We start from the raw sequence: 20,123 nt of genomic DNA, 5'->3' as shown, positions 1-20,123 counted from the left end.
GTCACCAGGGGGATGACAGATGTCGCTGTTCGTACCGAAGTTCGACGAGTCCGTGATCGTGCGGGACGCCGAGGCCGAGACCCTCGGCGGCGCTCCCGTGGCCGTGAAGCTGCTGGCCGACAGCAGTGCGTCCGGCGGTGCGCTGTCCACCGTGCGCGTCACCCTCGGCGAGGGGGCCGACGGCGCGAAACCGCATCTGCACCGCCACTCCGCCGAGATGTTCTTCCTGCTCGACGGCGCGGCGGAACTCCTCTCCGGCGACGACGTCGTCACCGCCGAGGCCGGTGACCTGGTCATCGTCCCGCCGGGCAGACCCCACGCCTTCGCCGCCGTCCCCGGCGCCACCGCCGACCTGCTGATCGTGATCACCCCGGGCGTCGAGCGCTTCGAGTACTTCCGCCACCTCCAGCGCATCCGCCTCGGCGAGGCCGGTCCGGAGAGCCTGCTGGAGGTCCAGGAGCTCTACGACAACCACTTCCTCAGGAGCGAGACCTGGGACGGGCGGCACTGATCCCGGGGAAACCGTTTCACGGGCACACAGCGGCGCCCCATAGGATTGGTGCCAGCCGTCACGGCCAGGGCCCGCCCCGGCGCCGGCCCCGCCCGAACCACACGCACTCACCCAGAGGATCGCTGCATGCCTGGCATCACGCGCGAGGAGGTCGCCCACCTCGCACGGCTGGCGCGTCTGGAGCTGAAGCCCGAAGAGCTCGAGCACTTCGCGGGACAGCTGGACGACATCATCGGCGCGGTCGCACGCGTCAGTGAGGTCGCCGACCAAGACGTACCGCCGACCTCGCACCCGCTCCCGCTGACGAACGTCATGCGGGCTGACGAGGTCCGTCCGTCGCTCACCCCCGAGCAGGCGCTCTCCGGCGCCCCGGCCCAGGAGCAGCAGCGTTTCAAGGTGCCGCAGATCCTGGGGGAGGACTAAGAAGTCATGACGGACATCATCAAGCTCACCGCCGCCGAGACCGCCGCCAAGATCGCCTCAGGCGAGCTCACCGCGGTCCAGGTCACCGAGGCCCACCTGGCCCGTATCGAGGCCGTCGACGAGAAGGTGCACGCCTTCCTGCACGTCGACCGCGAGGGCGCCCTCGCGCAGGCCCGCGCCGTCGACGCCAAGCGCGAGCGGGGCGAGAAGCTCGGCCCGCTCGCCGGTGTGCCCCTCGCGCTGAAGGACATCTTCACCACCGAGGGCATCCCGACGACCGTCGGCTCGAAGATCCTCGAGGGCTGGATCCCGCCCTACGACGCCACCCTCACCCAGCGCCTCAAGGCCGCCGACGTCGTCATCCTCGGCAAGACCAACATGGACGAGTTCGCCATGGGGTCCTCGACGGAGAACAGCGCCTACGGCCCGACCGGCAACCCCTGGGACCTCACCCGCATCCCCGGCGGTTCCGGCGGCGGCTCCTCCGCCGCGCTGGCCGCGCACATGGCCCCCCTCGCCATCGGCACCGACACCGGCGGCTCCATCCGCCAGCCGGCCGCCGTCACCGGCACGGTCGGTGTGAAGCCGACGTACGGCGCGGTCTCCCGCTACGGCATGGTCGCCTTCTCCTCCTCCCTCGACCAGGGCGGGCCCTGCGCCCGTACGGTCCTGGACGCGGCGCTCCTGCACGAGGTCATCGCCGGGCACGACCCGCTCGACTCCACCTCCATCGACGCCCCGGTCCCGCCGGTCGTCGAGGCCGCCCGCAACGGCAGCGTCGCCGGGATGCGCGTCGGTGTCGTGAAGCAGTTCCGCGGCGAGGGCTACCAGGCCGGTGTCATCCAGCGCTTCGACGAGTCGGTCGCCCTCCTCAAGGAGCTGGGCGCCGAGATCGTCGAGCTGGACTGCCCGTCCTTCGACCTGGCGCTCTCCGCGTACTACCTGATCGCGCCGTCCGAGTGCTCCTCCAACCTCGCCCGCTTCGACGGCCTGCGCTACGGCCGGCGGACCGGCGACGACGGCACCCACTCGGCCGAGGAGGTCACCTCCCTCACCCGTGAGGCGGGCTTCGGCCCCGAGGTCAAGCGCCGCATCATGCTCGGCACGTACGCCCTGTCGAGCGGGTACTACGACGCCTACTACGGGTCCGCGCAGAAGGTCCGCACGCTCATCACGCGCGACTTCGAGAAGGCGTTCGAGCAGGTGGACGTGATCGTGTCGCCCACGACGCCCACCACCGCCTTCCCGATCGGCGAGCGCGCCGACGACCCGATGGCGATGTACCTCGCCGACCTGTGCACCATCCCGACCAACCTGGCGGGCAACGCGGCCATGTCGCTGCCGTGCGGTCTGGCGCCCGAGGACAACCTGCCCGTGGGTCTCCAGATCATCGCCCCGGCCCTGAAGGACGACCGGCTCTACAAGGTCGGCGCCGCCGTCGAGGCCGCCTTCGTGGAAAAGTGGGGGCACCCGCTCCTGGAGGAGGCACCGTCGCTGTGAGCAAGCTGACCAAGGCCAAGGACTTCAAGAAGTCCAAGTCCGGTACGTACCTGTCCATCGCCGGAACCGCGTTCGGCGCGATCGGCGTCGCCAAGCGGCTCAGGAAGGCCCGCGCCGAGAAGGACACGCTCGTCCTGATCGACGCCACCGTCTCCGCGGTCGCGATCGTCACCGGCCTCGCCATCCTGTACCGCGAGCTGAAGCGGCTGGGCGACGACGACGTCCTGCTGGGCTGAGAGGGAAGTTTCACCGTGACCACCACGACCGACCTGGTGTCGTACGAGGACGCACTCGCGTCGTACGACCCCGTCATGGGCCTCGAGGTCCATGTCGAACTCGGCACCAAGACCAAGATGTTCTGCGGTTGTTCGACCGAACTCGGTCGGGACGCCAACACGCAGACCTGTCCCGTCTGCCTCGGCCTGCCCGGCGCGCTCCCGGTCGTCAACGCGACCGGCGTGGAGTCGGCGATCAAGATCGGTCTCGCGCTGAATTGCGAGATCGCCGAGTGGTGCCGCTTCGCCCGGAAGAACTACTTCTATCCGGACATGCCGAAGAACTTCCAGACCTCCCAGTACGACGAGCCGATCGCCTTCAACGGTTACCTCGACGTCCAGCTGGAGGACGGGGAGACCTTCCGTGTGGAGATCGAGCGCGCCCACATGGAGGAGGACACCGGCAAGTCGACCCACGTGGGCGGCGCCACCGGCCGCATCCACGGCGCGTCCCACTCCCTGCTGGACTACAACCGCGCCGGCATCCCGCTCATCGAGATCGTCACCAAGCCGATCGAGGGCGCCGGCGAGCGCGCCCCCGAGGTCGCCAAGGCGTACGTCCGTGAGCTGCGCGAGGTCATCAAGGCGCTCGGCGTCTCCGAGGCCCGCATGGAGATGGGCCAGATGCGCTGCGACGTGAACCTGTCGCTGCGCCCGAACGGCACGCAGAAGTTCGGCACGCGCTCGGAGACGAAGAACGTCAACTCCCTGCGGTCCGTGGAGCGCGCCGCCCGCTTCGAGATCCAGCGGCACGCCGCGGTCCTGAACAGCGGTGGGACGATCGTCCAGGAGACACGGCACTTCCACGAGGACACGGGGTCCACGACCTCGGGCCGCGTCAAGGAGGAGGCCGAGGACTACCGGTACTTCCCCGAGCCGGACCTCGTCCCGGTGGCCCCCTCGCGCGAGTGGGTCGAGGAGATCAGGGCGGCTCTGCCCGAGCTGCCGCTGGTGCGCCGCAACCGGCTGGTCGCGGAGTGGGGCATCACGGCCCTCGACATGCAGGCGATCCTCAACGCCGGCGCCCTCGACCTGATCGTCGCCACCATCGACGCCGGTGCCGACGCGGCCTCCGCCCGCAAGTGGTGGATGGGTGAACTGGCCCGCAGCGCCAACGAGTCGGGCAAGGCGCTCGACGAGCTGGCGATCACCCCGGCGCAGGTCGCCCGGGTCACCGAGCTCGTCGCCAAGGGCGACCTCAACGACAAGCTGGCCCGCCAGGTCATCGAGGGCGTCCTCGCGGGCGAGGGCACCCCGGACGAGGTCGTCGAGAAGCGCGGTCTGAAGGTCGTCTCCGACGAGGGCGCCCTGGGCACCGCCGTCGACGAGGCCATCGCCGGCAACCCGGGCATCGCCGACAAGATCCGCTCCGGAAAGGTCGCCGCGGCCGGCGCCCTGGTCGGCGCGGTCATGAAGGCGACCCGCGGTCAGGCCGACGCGGCCCGCGTCAAGGAGCTGATCCTGGAGAAGCTGGGCGTCAGCGAGGGCTGAGCCCACACGCGCGTACGGCCCCGGAGGGAATCCCCTCCGGGGCCGTGGCGTGTGCTACTTACGGCGTCCGACGACCCGTACGAACCCCAGCGAGCGGCCCTGGTCGACGCGCACCATCTCGCCGACCTCGCGCGCCATGGTGCGGTGGAACTCCTCCGGGCTCTCCTCGGCGATCACCTCGCACCACAGCAGCCAGTCCCGCCAGCCGTCCTCCTGCCAGTCGGCGGCCTCGACCTCCACGGCCCCGGAGCGGGTCCAGTGGCGACGCCACCACTCGGCGGAGTGGAACGCCCAGTAACCGGGGTCCCAGTACGGCTTGAGGTGCTCCGGCGGTTCGGTCCCCGCCGGCTCCTCGCGCAGCGCGGGCACGACGATCCCGATCCGCCCGCCCGGCTTCAACAGCCGGGTCAGGGTGGGCAGATAGAGGTCGGCGGTGCCGAAGTACTGGTACGCGTCGACGCTCACGATCGCGTCGAAGCCGCCCTCGGCGAACGGCAGGTCGTGCGCCTCGGCGTGCACGGGCAGCACCCGGTCGGCGAAACCGGCCTCGGCGATGCGCCGCGCGTTCTCGTCCGGCGTGATCCACAGGTCGGCCGCGGTGACCTGGGCGTGGTACTCCCTGGCCAGGAAGACCGAGGTCATCGCCCGGCCGCAGCCGAGGTCGAGGACGCGGGCGCAGGGGCGCAGGGTGTCCAGGCCGAGCGCGGGCGCGAGCCACTCCAGCAGCCACAGCGCGTTCGGGCCCATCTGGTTCTCGATGACCCAGCGGACGTCGTAGGTGTTGCTGCGGGGGTGGCGGGCGTGGGTCAGCCGCTGGGTGAGGGCCTCATCCGAGGTCCCCGGGGTGATGTCTGGCATCGGTGAACGGGCTCCTTGAGTCCGGGAGGACGGAAAGGGATACGGCGGAGCTCGGTCGGACGCTCAAACAACGCACCTGCTTCGGTCGGGGGCCGGACGGGCCCGGGTTCTCTCAGCGGAACACGCTACGCTCGCCCGCCATGAACGGTCCTGCGAATTCCGAGCCCGACATACAGGGGGAGTACGACGACCAGGAGCTGGACGCCCGGCGGGCCCGCTGGACGGCGTCGGGCACCGGCGCCCTGCTCGCCCTCGCCGGTCTGGCCGCGTCGGCGCTGCGGCTGAGCGACGCCGCCCCCGCGCTGGTCCCGGCCGCCTACGGCCTCGGCGCCGCCGTCTGCGCGCTGGCGGCGCTTCTCGGCTCCCGGGGCCGGACCCGTAGAGCCCTGTGGCTGCTGATCGCGGGCGTGATGGTGATGGCGCTGGGCGACCAGTTCGACTGACATGACAGAGGGGCCGTTACTGTCCTGTGATCTGCCTCCCACTCCTGTGAACAAGCCCACGAACGGCATAAACGATCACTTTTGGCTGCAAGAGTGGTCTGCACCTTGCTCATGCGTTCTTTGCGGGCTGTTCACACCATGGACGACTGTTCCCGGTCAAAGATCCACACATCCACCCGGGAGCACGACTCGTGGCAGCCCTCGCACGCTGGTGTGTCCAGCGCCGCCTCGTCACCGTCCTGCTGTGGCTCCTCGCCTTCGGCGGGGTCACCGCGGCCGCCGCCGTCGCGGGCTCGGCGTACTCGAACGACTACGAGGTCCCCGGCACCGAGTCGGGCCGCGCCACCCAGCTGCTCCAGGACGGCTTCCCCGGACTCGGCGGCGACAGCGACACCGTCGTCTGGCACACCTCCTCCGGCACCGTCCGCGCCTCCACCGTCGAGCAGACCATGACCCGGACCCTCGACGAGATCGCCGACCTGCCCGGCGTGGCCACCGTCGTCGGCCCCTACGACGACCAGGGCGCCGCCCGGATCAGCGAGGACGGCCGCACCGCGTACGCCACGGTCACCTTCGACGCCCCGGCTGACGACATCGACAAGGCCGAGGCGCAGGCCGTGGTCACCGCGGCCAAGGCCGCCCAGGGCGACGGGCTCCAGGTGGAGCTGGGCGGCGGCGCGATCGCGCTCACCGAGTCGAGCGGCGGGCATCTGGCCGAGGCCGTCGGGGTGGTCGTCGCCGCGGTCGTGCTGTTCCTCGCCTTCGGCTCGCTCGCCGCCTCGCTGCTGCCCATCGCCACCGCGCTGGTCGGCGTCGGCACCGCCTACGCCGGGATCGTGCTGCTCGGGCACGCCATGACCGTCGCCGACTTCGCGCCCATGCTCGGCATGCTGATCGGTCTCGGCGTCGGCATCGACTACGCCCTGTTCATCGTCACCCGACACCGGCGCGGGCTGAAACGCGGACTGAGCGTCGCCGAGTCCGTCACCAACGCCGTCGCCACCACCGGACGGGCCGTCGTCTTCGCGGGTGCCACGGTGTGCATCGCCCTGCTGGGGATGCTGATCCTCCGGCTCGGCTTCCTCAACGGCGTCGCGATCGCCGCCTCCCTCACCGTCGTGCTCACGGTCGCGGCCTCCGTCACTTTGCTGCCGGCCCTGCTCTCCCTCATCGGCATGCGGGCACTGAGCCGGCGCGAGCGGCGGCACCTGGACGAGCACGGCCCCCAGCCCGAACTGCCCACGGGGCTCGCCGCCCGCTGGTCGGCGTTCGTGGAACGGCACCCCAAGTTGCTCGGCGCGGTGGCGCTGGTCGTCATGACCGTCCTGGCCCTGCCCACCCTGGGCCTCCACCTCGGCACCTCCGACCAGGGCAACAACCCCGAGTCCGCCACCACCCGCCAGGCCTACGACCTCCTCGCCGACGGCTTCGGCCCCGGCGTCAACGGCCCCCTCACCCTGGTGACCCACGTCGACGGCGCCGAGGACAAGCTGCTCCTCGACAACCTCGACGCCACCATCCGCACCACCGAGGGCGTCGCCTCGGCCACCCCGGTGACCTACAACACCGGCGGCGACACCGGGTACTTCACGATCGTCCCGACCTCGTCCCCGCAGTCCCAGCGCACCAGCGACCTCGTCGACCGGCTGCGCACCGAGGTGCTGCCGCGCGCCGAGACCGGCACCTCCCTCGACCTCCAGGTCGGCGGGGTGACGGCCTCCTACGACGACTTCGCCGAGGTCATCGTCGACAAGCTGCCCCTGTTCGTCGGGGTCGTCATCGGCCTGGGCTGTCTGCTGCTCCTGCTCGCCTTCCGGTCCGTCGGCATCCCGCTGAAGGCCGCCGCGATGAACGTCGCCGCGGTGGCCGCCGCCTTCGGGATCGTCGTCGCGGTCTTCCAGTGGGGCTGGGGGAGCGAGCTCCTCGGCCTCGGCCGCGCCGGACCGATCGAACCCTTCCTCCCCGTGATCATGGTGTCCGTCCTGTTCGGGCTCTCCATGGACTACCAGGTCTTCCTGGTCAGCCGGATGTACGAGGAGTGGCTGGAGACCGGCGACAACCGGCGGGCCGTACGGGTCGGCCTCGCCGAGACCAGCCGGGTCATCAACTCCGCCGCGGTCATCATGATCTCGGTCTTCCTCGCCTTCGTCCTCAGCGGCGACCGCGTGATCGCCATGTTCGGGATCGCGCTCGCCGCCGCCGTCGCCCTGGACGCCTTCGTGCTGCGCACCCTGCTGGTGCCCGCCCTCATGCACCTGCTCGGCGGCGCCAACTGGTGGCTGCCGGGCTGGCTGGACCGCCGGATGCCCCGCATCAGCATCGAGCCGCCCGAGTGCCGCCCGGCCCGTGAAAGGCTGGACGACGTCGTGGCGGAGCTGGAGAGGGAGCGGGACGAGGATGTACGCGATATCGCTGGGTGACGACGTCGAGCTGCGGCCCCTGGAGCCCTGGCACGCCGAGGAGTTCCTCGCGCACCTGGACCGCGGGCGGGAGTTCATCAACCAGTACGTCCCCTTCGGCTCCAGGGCACAGGACGTCGCCGGCGCCCGCGAGGTGCTTCAGCGCTACGCCGACATGCGCGCCGCCGACACCGGCTCCCTGCACGGTCTGTGGCTGGAGGGGAGGCTGGTGGGCGGGGTGCTCTTCCTCAACTTCGACGCCGAGCAGGGCACCTGCGAGGTCGGCTGCTGGCTGGAACCCGCCGGTACCGGGCGCGGCCTGGTCACGCGCGCGATGCGGGTGCTCATCGACTTCGCCGTGGAGCGGCGCGGTATCCACCGCGTCGAATGGGTCGCCGCGGCCGGCAACACCCCGAGCCTGAACGTGGCCCGGCGGCTCGGCATGACCCGCGACGGCGTCCGCCGCGAGGGCCAGCTCTATCGTGGGGTGCGGCACGACCTCGAGGTGTGGTCGGTGCTGGCGCCCGAATGGCGTGAGGCACGCGCGCGTGCCGCCCACAGCGATCATTAAGAGACCTCTCAGACTGCGTCCGTACGGTGCGAGGTATGGGAACCAGGACTGCTGACCAGACCGGGGCCGAGACAGGCCCCGCGGCGACGACCGATGAGGAGAACGTGGACGTCACGAAGAGCGACGCCGGCACCGACGGGGTGCCGGAGGCCGACGCCGGGGCCGACGCCCTCCAGGACGGCGAGACCGTCGTCGTCGACGAGACCGCCGTCGACGAGCAGGAGGGTCCTTCCGGAGTCGGCCAGGGCGCGGGTGCCGTCGTGTCCGCCGCGCTCGGTCTCGTCTCGCTCACCGGCGGCTGGATCGGCTCGGTGGCCGCGCAGAAGGAGAACCTGCTCAGCCAGCTCCAGAACTCCTCGCAGAACTCCAGCGTCGCGACGCTGCTGAAGGAGGGCTACGGCGACGTCTGGAACGTCCAGGCCCTGTACGCCGGGTTCTTCGCCCTGGCCGCCCTGCTGATCGGCGTCTTCGTGCTGGTCCGGCCCGCCTTCGGGGCGCCCGGCAAGCCGCAGGCCGGCTGGACCAGGTCGGTCGCCTGGGCGGGCGTCTCGCTCGGCGTCATCGGGCTGCTGATCGCCGTACTCAAGTACAGCGACGTACTGGTCAGTCTGCCGTCGGCGAGCTGACTCACCGCCGATCCCGGGGGGCCTTAGGGCGGCGCGGAGCACCTTATGCCGCGTCCTGAGGCCCCTTAGGCGTGTCCCGGGCCCCTGGCGCGGCCCACAATGCGGAACTCTCCCGATGTGGCGGACCCGCCTGGGAGACGAAGGTAGAGGCATCGCAGAAAGCGAAGCACGAAACCGACTCTCCCAGGGGACACCATGTACGAGTACGAGATCTCCCAGCTCCGTTCCGCCGAACTGCTCCGTCAGGCCGCGCAGGAGCGGCTGGCCCGCGAGGCGATCCGCGGCCGTCGAGCGGCCCGCCGCGCGGCACTGCGCCACGAGGCCGAGGGCGAGGCGCATACCGGGCGCCCCTGGCGGCTCCGGTTCCCGCGCGCCGCGTGACGCCGGGCAAGGAGGACGGCCGTAGAGGTCACCTGACCGCGGCCGTCCTCCCGATCACCGGACCACACGAGAAACCGGACCCCGGCACAGCCGCCTCCGGCACAACCGCCTCCCGCGCCCACCGCACGACCGACGCCGTCCCGCACGCCGGGGCGGCGTCGAGCGGTGCCGCGCCGGAGGCTTCCGTTCCGCGTGCGAGGGAGGCGGCCGTGACCACGGCGCACGGGAAAACCGGTGCCGCCCTGTCGGACGCCCGTGCGATGCTCGGGCCCGTGCAGACCAGGTCCGTGAGTCCCGTGTTCGTCGGCCGCACCGAAGAGCTGAACGCCCTGCGCGACGCGCTCGCCCGAGCCGCCGAGGGCGAGCCCCAGGCACTGCTCATCGGTGGCGAGGCCGGCGTCGGCAAGACGCGGCTCGTCGAGGAGTTCGCCACCGCCGCGGGCGCCGAGGGCGCGCTCGTCGTGCTCGGCGGCTGCGTCGAGATCGGCGCCGACGGGCTGCCCTTCGCCCCGTTCTCCACCGCCCTGCGCGCCCTGCGCCGCGACCTGCCCGCGGAGATGGCCGCCGCGGCCGCCGGACAGGAGGAGGAACTGGCCCGGCTGCTGCCCGAACTGGGTGAGGCACCCTCGGGACGCCACGACGAACAGAGCATGGGCCGCCTCTTCGAACTCACCGCCCGCCTCCTGGAACGCGTCGCCGCCGCCCGCACGGTCGTCGTCGCCCTGGAGGACCTGCACTGGGCCGACGCCTCCACCCGCCACCTCCTCGCCTACCTCTTCCGCACCCTGCGCACCGGCCGCCTCGTCGTCCTCGCCACCTACCGCGCCGACGACATCCACCGCCGCCACCCGCTGCGCCCCCTGCTCGCCGAACTCGACCGGCTGCGCACCGTCCGCCGCCTCGAACTCGGCCGCCTCAACCGCACCGAGGTCGGCCGCCAGATCGCCGGCATCCTCGCCTGCGAACCCGACCCCGCCCAGGTCGACGACATCTTCGAACGCTCCGACGGCAACGCCTTCTTCGTGGAGGAACTCGCCGTCGCCGGCCACGACAGCTGCTGCGCCGGCCTCACCGACTCCCTGCGCGACCTGCTCCTGGTCCGCGTCGAGGGACTGCCCGAGAGCGCCCAGCGGGTCGCCCGGGTGGTCGCCGAGGGCGGCTCCACCGTGGAGTACCGGCTGCTCGCCGCCGTCGCGGGACTCGCCGAGGACGACCTCATCGAGGCATTGCGGGCCGCGGTCAACGCCAACATCCTCACCGCCGCACCCGACGGGGACGGCTACCGCTTCCGCCACTCCCTGGTCCGCGAGGCCGTCAGCGACGACCTGCTGCCCGGCGAACGCTCCCGCCTCAACCGCCGCTACGCCGAGGCCCTGGAGGCCGACCCCGCACTCGTGGCCGCCGACAGCCGCGTCATGCGCCTGGCCACCTACTGGTACCACGCCCACGACACCGCCAAGGCCCTGCCCGCCGTCCTGGACGCCTCCGTCACCGCCCGCCGCCGGCACGCCTACTCCGAACAACTGCGGCTCCTGGAACGCGCGATGGAGCTGTGGGACACCACCCCCGAGGACGTCCGGGCCGCCCTGCGCCCCGTCGACTACACCGAGGTCTACCCGCCCTGCGGCTGCGACCCCGCCACCACCCCGCTGCGCTACCTCGACCTGATGGCCGAGGCCGCCGTCGCCGGCCGGCTCTGCGGCGAGCGGGAACGCGCCCTGAAGATCACCAAGCGCGCCCTGCACCTCCTGGAGGAGGAGGGCGATCCGCTGCGCAGCGCCTGGTTCTGGGTCCAGCGCTCCCGGCTGGTGTCGGCCCTGTCCCGCGGCGACGGCTGGCAGGAACTGGCCACCGCCCAGGACCTGGTCCGCGGTCTGCCGCCCTCCGAGGTGCACGCCGAGGTCCTCGCCAACGTCGCCAACTGGTCCATGGTCCACGTGCCCGGCCCGGACGCCTTCTCCGCCGCCGAGCGCGCCGTGGAGTACGCGCGCATGCTCGGCGCCGACGAGATCGAGATGAACGCCCGGCTCACCCTCGGCAGCCTCAAGGTCCACGCCGGTGACATCGAGACAGGCCTCGCCGAGATGCTGGAGGTCAAGCGGCAGACGGTCGAACGCGGCCTCTCCGCCGTCGCCGCCCGCGTCTACGTCAACCTCCCGGACGCCCTCGAAGCCGTCGGACGCTCCGCCGACGCCGTACCCGTCCTGGAGGAGGGCCTCGCCTACACCCGGCGGTACGGCCTGACGGAGAGCGAGGCCTGGGCCTGGGGCAACCTCGCCGAGTCCCTGTGCAGCCTGGGCCGTTGGGACGAGGCCGCCGAAGCAGCAAGCAAGGCGGGACGCGCCGGACAGAGCGCCAAGCCCAGCGGCTTCCACGCCCTCCTGCGCGCCGAACTCGCCCTTGCCCGGGGCGACCTGGCCGAGGCCGGCCGGCAACTGATCGCCTCCCGCGGCCACTTCGGCAGCCACGACCGCCCGCCGCAGAACGAGATCCCCCTCGCCCGCGTCGCCATCGGCGTCGCCGCCGGCGAGGGCCGCCTCCTGGACGCCCGAGCCGAACTCGAACGCGCCATGGACACCGGCTTCCCGCCCGACACCCAGCGCTACGCCTGGCCCCTGCTGCTGACCGCCGCCACCATGGAGGCCGACGCCCTCGGCCTGCCCGCCGCCGCCCCCGGCCGCGCCGCACTCCTCGAACGCATCCGCCGGACCGCCAGGTCGCTGGCCACCAACGCCCCCGTCTGGCAGGCCTACGAGCGCTGGGTCCGCGCCGAACTCCTGCGCGCCGAGGGCACCAGTGACCCCGAGGACTGGTCCGAGGTGACCGCAGCCTTCGAAACTCTGGACCGCCCCTACGACCTCGCCCTCGTCCGCCACCGCCTCGCCGAGTCCCTCCTGACCACCGGCGGCGAGGACGAACGCGACCGGGCCACCGAGCTGCTCCGGCTCGCCCTGGCCGCCGCCCGCCATCTCGGCGCCCGACCGCTGGTCGACTCCGTCACCCACCTCGCCCAGCGGGCCCGCCTCATCCTGACCCACGCCCCGCAGCGGGCCCTGGCCCCCGACGAGCCCGCCGATCCCGCCGAGGCCCTCGGCCTGACCGGCCGGGAACGCGATGTGCTGCGCCTGGTCTCCGCCGGCCGCACCAACCGTCAGATAGCCGAGGAACTGTTCATCTCCCCGAAGACGGCCAGCGTCCATGTCTCGAACATCCTGGCCAAGCTCGGCGTCGCGGGCCGGGGCGAGGCGGCGGCCGTCGCGCACCGGCTGGAGCTGTTCCCGTCCGAGCCCCTCACCAGCCGTACGGCGGGGTGAGGCCCCCGCCCCGCCAGGGTGGGGACGCACAAGCTCACCGTCCGGCCGCGCGGCATCAGGCTTACGCTGTCAAAGACGCCGGCCGAGGGAGATCCTGTGTTCAACGCCTTTGAGGAACTGTTCGCGCCGGGTCGCAAACACACCCGGGAGGAAGAGAACCGGCTGGAACTGACACGGGAGGACGTCGGCGACAGCGATCCCGGACACGGACCGATAGACCTGGCGTCCGGCAAGGTCGTCGTACGGCCCCCGACGGCCGAGGAGCCGTCCGAGGGGTGACCGGGGCGGCGGCGGAGCCGCTCGCGGTCAGCTCACCCGCACCTCCAGGATCCGGTCGTCGTCCTTCCCGGGGTCGCCCCGGCCGTCCGTGTTGCTGGTGACCAGCCACAGCTTGTCGCCGCCCGCCGACGCCACCGTGCGCAGGCGGCCGTACTCGCCCTCCAGGAAGGCCTGCGGGTCGGCGGCGGCCTCCGTGCCCTTCAGCGGGACGCGCCACAGACGTTGGCCCTTCAGGCCCGCCATCCATATCGAACCCTCCGCGTACGCGATACCGCTGGGGGAGGCGTCGTCCGTCGCCCACTGGGACACCGGGCTGTGGAACTCCTGGTCGTCCGTCCTGCCCTCGGCCTCCGGCCAGCCGTAGTTGTCGCCGGGCTTGATCGCGTTCAGCTCGTCCCAGGTGTCCTGGCCGAACTCCGAGGCGAACAGACGCTGTCGGGCGTCCCAGGCCAGCCCCTGCACATTGCGGTGCCCGAGCGAGTACACCGGGGACTCCGGGAGCGGGTTGCCCGGGGCGGGGTCGCCCTCCGGGGTCATCCGCAGGATCTTGCCGCCCAGGGACTTCTCGTCCTGGGACAGACCGGTGTTGCCGCTCTCGCCCGTGCCCACGTACAGCATCTTGTCGGGGCCGAAGGCGATCCGGCCGCCGTTGTGGATGAAGCCCTTGGGGATGCCCTTGAAGAGGGTGTCGGGCGCGCCGAGCTGTTCACCGGCGGGCTTCTTCTCCTCGTACAGCATGCGCACGACGCGGTTGTCCGAGGCGGAGGTGAAGTAGGCGTAGACCAGGTGGTCCGAGGCGTAGTCCGGCGACAGCGCGAGGCCCATGAGCCCGCCCTCGCCGGCGGGGGAGACCCCGGGCACCTCTCCCAGTTCGGTCTTCCTGCCCGTCTCCGGGTCGACCCGGGTGATCGTCGCCTCGTCACGGGAGGAGACCAGCAGGTCGCCGTCGGGCAGCGGGGCCAGGCCCCACGGGGTGTCCAAACCGGTGGCGACCGTGCGGAGCACCTTCGCGGTGCCCTTCGCGGGCGGTGTCTCCTCGGCGGCCGGCCGGGTGGGGGAGGACGGGGCGGCCGTACTGCTGGGGGGTGTCCCGCCTGTCGCGGGGCCTTCCCCCGGGCCGCCGTCCGACGAGCAGCCGGCCGTCAGCAGGAGGGTGCTCACGGCCAACACGGCCGTCACCACTCGACGTTGCACGATCTCGGTCCCTTCGACGCGGCGAGTTCTACTGTTCTTACACCGCTCGCGCCTCCCAGGTTCCCGATCTCCGGGACCCGATGCGGGGAGGTGCCGCTCGGCACCCGGGTTCCCGGTCCGGGGGAGGCGACGCGAGGACCCGCGACGGAACGTCGAGCCCCCGGACCCCGGGCCCTGGACAGCGAGCCCCGGACCCCGTCCCCTCACCTAGCCCCGGACCCCGGCTTCCCGCCTCGGACCCCGGCTCCCCGCCTCGGACCCCGGGCCCTGGCCGCTCACCTCGGTCCCCTGAGGTCCCCCGACCCCGTTCCCCGCCTCAGTCCCAGGACCCCCGCGCCCCCGGCAGCTCCGCCACCTCCGTCAGATCCTCCGTGGACAGGCGGAGCGCGGTCGCGGCCGCGTTCTCCGTCACCCAGCGCTCGTGCTTGGCGCCCGGGATCGGGACGACGTGCCGGCCGCGGGAGAGCACCCAGGCGAGGGCGATCTGGGCCGGGGTGACGGTGTCGCCGTGGCGGGCGGCGATGCGGCGCAGGCCGGCGACGATGGGCTGGTTGGCGGCCATCATCTCGGCGGTGAAGCGGGGATGGCGGGCGCGGACGTCGTCCGGTTCGAAGCCCTCGCCGGGGACGAGGGTGCCGGTCAGGAAGCCGTTGCCCAGCGGCATCGCCGCCAGGAAGCCGATGCCGCGCGCCTCGCACCACGGCAGCAGCGCCTCCAGGGCCTCGGGGGACCAGACCGACAGCTCCGCCTCCACCGCGCTCACCGGAAAGACCTGCTGGACGCGCTGGAGCTGGCGGATCGTCGCGTCGTGCAGCCGGGCTCCGGAACGGCGCCCACCGCGCGCGCCCACCGCGCACAGGCCCAGCGACCGCACCTTCCCGGCCCGTACGAGGTCCGCCATCGCGCCCCAGGTCTCCTCGACCGGGACCTCGGGGTCGGCGCGGTGCAGCTGGTAGAGGTCGATCACGTCCGTCTGCAACCGCCGCAGGGAGGCGTCGCACGCCCGCCGCACATAACCGGGGCGGCCGTTGGCCACGATGTGCTGCTCGCCGACCAGCAGACCCACCTTCGTCGACACGAAGGCGTCCTGGCGCCGCTCCTTCAGGACCCGCCCCAGCAGCAGCTCATTGGTGAACGGGCCGTACATGTCGGCCGTGTCCAGCAGGGTGGAGCCCAGATCCAGCGCCCGGTGCACGGCCCTGACCGACTCCTCGCCCCGCTGCCGCGACCCGCTGTAGGCCCAGCTCATCGGCATGCACCCGAGTCCGACTTCCCCCACCGAGAGCGCCGCCGCCCCGATCGTCCTGCGCTCCACCTGCTCGTGACCCTCCCTCTTCCGGCACCCCACAACCTAACCTCTGCGCCCTCACACGCCTGACATAGCCTCATGCCCATGACCGCTGCTGACGTGTGGCTCCCTATCCCGCCGGACGAGATCGCCGGGCTCCCCGAAGGGCCCACCTACCTTTTCTGGGACGGCGGCGAGGACGGGCGGCAGCCCTTCCCCGGCGACCCGGCCGACTGCGCCGTGTACGTGGTGCCCTACATGAAGCGACAGGACGTGAAGGTCCGCCCGCTCAGGGAGATGCCGAACCTGCGGCTCGTGCAGACCCTCACGGCCGGGGTCGACGACGTCCTCGCACGGCTGGACGACGTCGCCCCCGGCGTACCGCTGTGCAACGCGCGCGGTGTGCACGAGGCGAGCACCGCCGAACTCGCCCTGACCCTGACGCTGGCCTCGCTGCGCGGCGTCCCCGGCTTCGTGCGCGCCCAGCAACAGGAGCACTGGCAGGGCGACTTCCACCCCGCACTCGCCGACAAGAGCGTGCTCGTCGTCGGCTACGGCGCCATCGGCGCCGCGATCGAGGACCGGCTCGTACCGTTCGAGGTCGCGCGGGTGGTGCGCGTCGCGCGCTCCGCGCGCACCACGGAGCGCGGACCGGTACACCCGCTCGCCGACCTGCCCGCCCTGCTTCCCGAGGCGGACGTCGTCATCCTCTCGACGCCGTTGAACGACACCACCCGGGGCCTGGTGAACGCCGAGTTCCTGGCCCGGATGAAGGACGGCGCCCTCCTGGTGAACGTCGCGCGCGGTGGCGTGGTCGACACCAAGGCGCTGCTCGCCGAACTGGAGAGCGGCCGCATCACGGCGGCACTGGACGTCGTCGACCCCGAACCGCTGCCCGCGGGGCACCCGTTGTGGCAGGCGTCGGGCGTGCTCATCACCCCGCACGTGGGCGGCCCGACGTCCGCGTTCCTGCCGCGCGCAAAGCGGCTGCTGGTGGACCAGTTGGGGCGTTTCGTGAACCAGGAGCCCCTGCGCAACGTGATCCTCACGACGGGTTCCGCCGACGCCTGAGCCCCGGAGCGAGAGGCGCGCAATCCGTTTCCGGCACCGTCCGCCACCTCCCGGACGCGGTCCGTGCCCGCATCCCCGTGGGCGGTCACGGAGCGTAGAGGAACTATGTCCCTGAGTGACGAGACTGGTGTATCGTCCCGACAGGGGCTGCGCCGCGCACCGTTCGGCGCCGGGGATGGACATTTCAGACTGTGAGGGGGGCGACGGGCGATGCACGGCCTATGGACGAACGATCCGACGCGGCGAAGCCGCCGACGGCGACCCTGGCGCACGGCCGCGCGCAGACGCGGTCACCACGGCAGCCACACCTGCCGTCACAGCCATCACCACCGCCGGCACAACAGCCGCAGGAGGCATGCGCATCCAGCGACCCCGGACGCCCGGGACCCTGGAGCGGCGCGGACCGGGAGGACCCGGTGACCTCGCCGCCGCCTCCCACGACCACCCTCAACGGAGCGCTGCGGGCACAGCCTTCGCCAGGGTCGCTGCTCCCTCGGTCGCCGTCCCCCGGCAGCCGCACGAGTATGGTCCACCAACTCCTGCTGGCCCTGGTGTGCGCGGTGTACGCCGTCGGTTCCGCGGTCGGCTGGGGCTCCGAGGAAGTCGCGCTGATCATGGGCGACTTCGGGCTGAGCGCCGCGGCGGGCATCGCCGCGGTCTCCTGCTTCCTCTACGCCCGTAACCGCCGCGTCCGCTTCCGGCTCGCCTGGACGCTGTTCGCCCTCTCCTCGGCCATGGCGTCCCTGGGCAACCTGGTCTGGGGCTGGTACGAGGTCGTGCTGCAACGGCCCGTGCCGAGCCCCAGTTTCGCCGACGCGTTCTTCCTGTGCTTCGCGCCGCCCGCCATCGTGGGCCTGCTGGTCCTCGCCAAGCGGCCGGTGACGAAGGCGGGTTGGGTCTGTCTGGGCCTGGACGCCTGGCTGATCGGCGGCTCGCTGCTCACGCTCTCCTGGAGCCTCGCCCTCGCCCAGGCAGCGCGGTCCGAGGGGCCGAGCGTCTCGCAGACCGCGCTGTCGCTGGCGTACCCGCTGCTGGACATCGCCCTGGTCAGCATGGTGCTCGCGCTGCACTTCCGGCGCTCGGCGGTGAACCGCTCCGCGGTCAACACCGCGATCGGCGCGCTCGCGCTGACCGTCATGTGCGACGCCCTGTTCACCTCACCGCTGGTGCAGAACGCCTACCGCTCCGGCCAGTTGCTGGACGCGGGCTGGTTCGCGGGCTCGCTCCTGCTTGCCTACGCGCCCTGGGCCGCACCCCGGCACGGGCAGCCGCCCGGTGCGAACCCGGACGGGGCGCGGCAGGACGGCAGCGGGTACACGCGCGTGGTCCACGAACACCTGCCGGGGCAGCGCGGCGGCAACCACCACCACGCGCCCCCGCAGGGAGGTGATCACAGCCGGTATCCGGCCGCGGGACCCATCGTCGGGTCCCTCTCCGCCCTCACGCCGTATCTCGCCGCCGCCGTCTGCACCTTGGGGATCCTCTACAACGTCCTCGACGGCCACAGCGTGGACCGCGTGGTGCTCCTCACCGGTGGCACCGTCGTGCTCGCCCTCGTGGTGCGCCAGGGCATCATGCTGCTCGACAACATCACCCTCACCCAGGAACTGGCGCAGAAGGAGAACCACTTCCGCTCCCTGGTGCAGGGGTCCAGCGACGTCATCATGATCGCCGCGCCCAACGGCATCCTCCGGTACGTCTCCCCGGCCGCCGCGGGTGTCTACGGCTGCCCCGCGGAGGACCTGGTGGGCACCGAACTGGCCCATCTCATCCACCCGGAGGACCTGGGCTGCGTGGTGCACGAGGTGCGCCGCTTCCTCGCCGCCAACCCTCTGGAGGAACCCACCACGCGCATCGAGTGCCGCTTCCGGTCCGGCGACGGCGGCTGGCTGAATGTCGAGTCCACCGTCAACCGTCATCACGGCGGGCTCATCTTCAACAGCCGGGACGTGACCGAGAGGGTACGTCTGCAGGCGCAGCTCCAGCACAACGCCGAGCACGACCCGCTCACCGACCTGCCCAACCGCGCCCTGTTCACCAAGCGGGTCCAGCAGGCGCTCTCCGGCCGCCGCTCCTCCGACCGCGGCACCGCCGTTCTCTTCATCGATCTCGACGGCTTCAAGGCCGTCAACGACACGATCGGGCACCAGGCCGGGGACGAACTGCTCGTCCAGGCCGCCCGCAGACTCCAGGACGCCGTCCGGCACGGCGACACCGCCTCCAGGCTGGGCGGCGACGAGTTCGCGGCCCTGATCGTCGGGGACGGCAGCCGGGACCGCGCCGCCCGGGAGCGCCACATCCTGGAGCTCGCCGACCGCCTCAGAATCACCCTCTCGCAGCCCTACCTCATCGACGGCAACGATGTCCGCGTCGCCGCCTCCATCGGTGTCGCCTTCGCCGAGCCGGGCCTGGGCGCGGGCGAGATCCTGCGCAACGCCGACCTCGCGATGTACCGCGCCAAGTCGGCCGGAAAGGGACGCGTCGAGCTGTACGCGCCCCAGATGCAGCAGGACGTCGTACGCAAGGCGGAGCTGGCCACGCGTCTGCGGGCCGCCCTGCACGACGGCGAGTTCGCGCTGCTGCACCAGCCGGTGGTCTGCCTGGAGGACGGCCGGATCACATCGGTCGCCGCCCAGGCCCGCTGGCGGTCCTCGCAAGGGGTGCTCTTCACGCCGGCCGAGTTCCTGCGGGTGGCCGAGGACAGCGACAGGACCGCCGAGCTGAGCCGCTGGATGCTGGAGCGGGCCGTCGAGCAGGCCGCCGAGCGCACCGCGACCGGGCTGTCCGTGCCGGTGACGGTCCGGATGAGCGCCAGACGACTGCTGGACCGGTCGCTGCCGCTCGGCTCGATCGAGGCGCTGCTGACCCGGCACGGGCTGCCGTCCGGGTCCCTGGTGATCGAACTGTCCGAAACCGATCCCCGGGTCTCCCTGGACGACCTGGAACGCCGGCTGAGCGCGCTGCGCCGACTCGGCGTGCGGATCGCCCTGGACGGCTTCGGCAGCGGATACGCGGCGATCACCGCCCTGCGCAGGCTCCCGGTCGACGTGCTCAAACTCGACCGCAGCCTGGTGGACGGGGTCGTGGAGTCCGCGCGGCTGCACAAGATCACCAACGGGCTGCTCAGGATCGCCGGGGATCTGGGGCTGCAATCCGTGGCCGACGGTGTGGACCTGCCCGAGCAGGTCGTGGCGCTGCGGGCGATGGGCTGCACCCATGGGCAGGGGATGGCGTTCTCCGGTCCGCTGGACGAGTACCGGCTGCGCCGAGCGCTCGCTTCCGGCCATTATCCGGTGCCGAACGGTCCGGCGGAGCCCGCGTTCGCGGGAGGAGGTGTGGGGGTGTACACAAGTGGGGTCCCCGCTGTTCTCGGAGGCGGCAGTGCCCGGCGCTCACATAATGAGACTCCCGTCCCACCCACTTGACACGTGGTGTGCGCCGGGGGGAGGGTCAGTGCCATGCGCACCCGAATTCTCGTACTTGGCAAGCGCGTCGGCTG

The 20,123-nt window shown here is 72.0% G+C and carries 17 protein-coding genes; 14 read left to right on the top strand and 3 right to left on the bottom strand.

Translation table 11 applies throughout. The features are described from left to right. Positions 1-19 precede the first annotated feature (19 nt). The 5 genes from ACH41F_RS28665 (at position 20) to gatB (ending at position 4,200) form a co-directional block, all read left to right on the top strand. Positions 20-511 (top strand): cupin domain-containing protein, encoded by a 492-nt coding sequence (locus ACH41F_RS28665; RefSeq protein WP_391232594.1) that lies wholly within the window; start codon positions 20-22, stop codon positions 509-511. A 126-nt stretch (positions 512-637) separates the two neighbouring features. After that, entirely contained in the window at positions 638-934 is a 297-nt protein-coding gene (gene gatC, locus ACH41F_RS28660; RefSeq protein ID WP_007384860.1) for an Asp-tRNA(Asn)/Glu-tRNA(Gln) amidotransferase subunit GatC, read from the top strand. Between the two features lie 6 nt (positions 935-940). Beyond that, the gene (gatA, locus tag ACH41F_RS28655) at positions 941-2,434 is read left to right on the top strand and encodes an Asp-tRNA(Asn)/Glu-tRNA(Gln) amidotransferase subunit GatA (RefSeq protein ID WP_391232592.1); all 1,494 of its coding nucleotides are present in this window, start codon (positions 941-943) and stop codon (positions 2,432-2,434) included. Next, positions 2,431-2,670, top strand: a complete 240-nt coding sequence (locus ACH41F_RS28650) for a hypothetical protein (protein WP_391232590.1) — start codon at positions 2,431-2,433, stop codon at positions 2,668-2,670. Before gatA ends, ACH41F_RS28650 begins: the two co-directional genes overlap by 4 nt. A 15-nt stretch (positions 2,671-2,685) precedes the next feature. Then, entirely contained in the window at positions 2,686-4,200 is a 1,515-nt protein-coding gene (gatB, locus tag ACH41F_RS28645; protein ID WP_398838078.1) for an Asp-tRNA(Asn)/Glu-tRNA(Gln) amidotransferase subunit GatB, read from the top strand. A gap of 54 nt (positions 4,201-4,254) precedes the next feature. Here the strand turns inward: gatB and ACH41F_RS28640 are convergent, their stop codons facing one another. Further along, complete coding sequence (locus tag ACH41F_RS28640; protein ID WP_391232586.1) at positions 4,255-5,058, bottom strand: methyltransferase domain-containing protein; 804 nt, start codon at positions 5,056-5,058, stop codon at positions 4,255-4,257. A gap of 140 nt (positions 5,059-5,198) precedes the next feature. On the opposite strand from ACH41F_RS28640, the gene ACH41F_RS28635 reads away from it, so the two are divergent. The 7 genes from ACH41F_RS28635 to ACH41F_RS28605 all read left to right on the top strand — a co-directional run bounded on the left by ACH41F_RS28635 (position 5,199) and on the right by ACH41F_RS28605 (position 13,071). After that, positions 5,199-5,501, top strand: coding sequence for a hypothetical protein (locus ACH41F_RS28635; RefSeq protein WP_391232585.1), 303 nt, complete (start codon positions 5,199-5,201; stop codon positions 5,499-5,501). 191 nt (positions 5,502-5,692) lie between these two features. After that, the gene (locus ACH41F_RS28630) at positions 5,693-7,921 is read left to right on the top strand and encodes an MMPL family transporter (protein WP_398838077.1); all 2,229 of its coding nucleotides are present in this window, start codon (positions 5,693-5,695) and stop codon (positions 7,919-7,921) included. Further along, the gene (locus ACH41F_RS28625) at positions 7,899-8,471 is read left to right on the top strand and encodes a GNAT family N-acetyltransferase (protein WP_391232581.1); all 573 of its coding nucleotides are present in this window, start codon (positions 7,899-7,901) and stop codon (positions 8,469-8,471) included. The genes ACH41F_RS28630 and ACH41F_RS28625 overlap by 23 nt, the downstream gene beginning before the upstream one ends. A 35-nt stretch (positions 8,472-8,506) precedes the next feature. Further along, positions 8,507-9,097 carry a hypothetical protein gene (locus ACH41F_RS28620; RefSeq protein WP_398838075.1) on the top strand — a complete coding sequence of 197 codons (591 nt, stop codon included), beginning with the start codon at positions 8,507-8,509 and terminating at the stop codon, positions 9,095-9,097. A 195-nt stretch (positions 9,098-9,292) separates the two neighbouring features. Then, a complete protein-coding gene (locus ACH41F_RS28615; RefSeq protein ID WP_391232578.1) occupies positions 9,293-9,478 on the top strand; it encodes a hypothetical protein in 186 nt (61 codons plus the stop codon). Between the two features lie 260 nt (positions 9,479-9,738). After that, entirely contained in the window at positions 9,739-12,792 is a 3,054-nt protein-coding gene (locus ACH41F_RS28610) for an AAA family ATPase (protein ID WP_398838129.1), read from the top strand. A 96-nt stretch (positions 12,793-12,888) separates the two neighbouring features. Next, positions 12,889-13,071, top strand: coding sequence for a DUF6191 domain-containing protein (locus ACH41F_RS28605; protein WP_398838074.1), 183 nt, complete (start codon positions 12,889-12,891; stop codon positions 13,069-13,071). Positions 13,072-13,098: 27 nt separating this feature from the next. Here ACH41F_RS28605 and ACH41F_RS28600 read toward each other — a convergent pair whose 3' ends face one another. Next, positions 13,099-14,250: a PQQ-dependent sugar dehydrogenase gene (locus ACH41F_RS28600; RefSeq protein WP_398838072.1), complete on the bottom strand. Its 1,152-nt coding sequence runs from the start codon at positions 14,248-14,250 to the stop codon at positions 13,099-13,101. Positions 14,251-14,581: 331 nt separating this feature from the next. Then, entirely contained in the window at positions 14,582-15,580 is a 999-nt protein-coding gene (locus tag ACH41F_RS28595; protein WP_398838071.1) for an aldo/keto reductase, read from the bottom strand. Between the two features lie 78 nt (positions 15,581-15,658). On the opposite strand from ACH41F_RS28595, the gene ACH41F_RS28590 reads away from it, so the two are divergent. Further along, complete coding sequence (locus ACH41F_RS28590) at positions 15,659-16,624, top strand: 2-hydroxyacid dehydrogenase (RefSeq protein WP_398838069.1); 966 nt, start codon at positions 15,659-15,661, stop codon at positions 16,622-16,624. Positions 16,625-17,040: 416 nt separating this feature from the next. Further along, on the top strand, positions 17,041-20,049 hold the full coding sequence (locus ACH41F_RS28585) for a putative bifunctional diguanylate cyclase/phosphodiesterase (RefSeq protein WP_398838068.1): 3,009 nt from the start codon (positions 17,041-17,043) through the stop codon (positions 20,047-20,049). Positions 20,050-20,123: the final 74 nt, after the last annotated feature.

The organism is Streptomyces sp. NPDC020489 (assembly GCF_044386545.1).
In the GTDB taxonomy this organism is placed as follows: domain Bacteria; phylum Actinomycetota; class Actinomycetes; order Streptomycetales; family Streptomycetaceae; genus Streptomyces.
The sequence above is the reverse complement of the archived record's forward strand: the minus strand, read 5'-3'. Positions and strand labels throughout refer to the sequence as shown.

Excerpts from the sequence above, each read along its gene's own strand:
- ACH41F_RS28665 (WP_391232594.1), top strand. The coding sequence starts at position 20 with ATGTCGCTGTTCGTACCGAAGTTCGACGAGTCCGTGATCGTGCGGGAC.
- gatC (WP_007384860.1), top strand. The coding sequence starts at position 638 with ATGCCTGGCATCACGCGCGAGGAGGTCGCCCACCTCGCACGGCTGGCG.
- gatA (WP_391232592.1), top strand. The coding sequence starts at position 941 with ATGACGGACATCATCAAGCTCACCGCCGCCGAGACCGCCGCCAAGATC.
- ACH41F_RS28615 (WP_391232578.1), top strand. The coding sequence starts at position 9,293 with ATGTACGAGTACGAGATCTCCCAGCTCCGTTCCGCCGAACTGCTCCGT.
- ACH41F_RS28590 (WP_398838069.1), top strand. The coding sequence starts at position 15,659 with ATGACCGCTGCTGACGTGTGGCTCCCTATCCCGCCGGACGAGATCGCC.
- ACH41F_RS28610 (WP_398838129.1), top strand. The coding sequence starts at position 9,739 with ATGCTCGGGCCCGTGCAGACCAGGTCCGTGAGTCCCGTGTTCGTCGGC.
- ACH41F_RS28640 (WP_391232586.1), bottom strand. The coding sequence starts at position 5,058 with ATGCCAGACATCACCCCGGGGACCTCGGATGAGGCCCTCACCCAGCGG.
- ACH41F_RS28620 (WP_398838075.1), top strand. The coding sequence starts at position 8,507 with ATGGGAACCAGGACTGCTGACCAGACCGGGGCCGAGACAGGCCCCGCG.
- ACH41F_RS28635 (WP_391232585.1), top strand. The coding sequence starts at position 5,199 with ATGAACGGTCCTGCGAATTCCGAGCCCGACATACAGGGGGAGTACGAC.
- ACH41F_RS28625 (WP_391232581.1), top strand. The coding sequence starts at position 7,899 with ATGTACGCGATATCGCTGGGTGACGACGTCGAGCTGCGGCCCCTGGAG.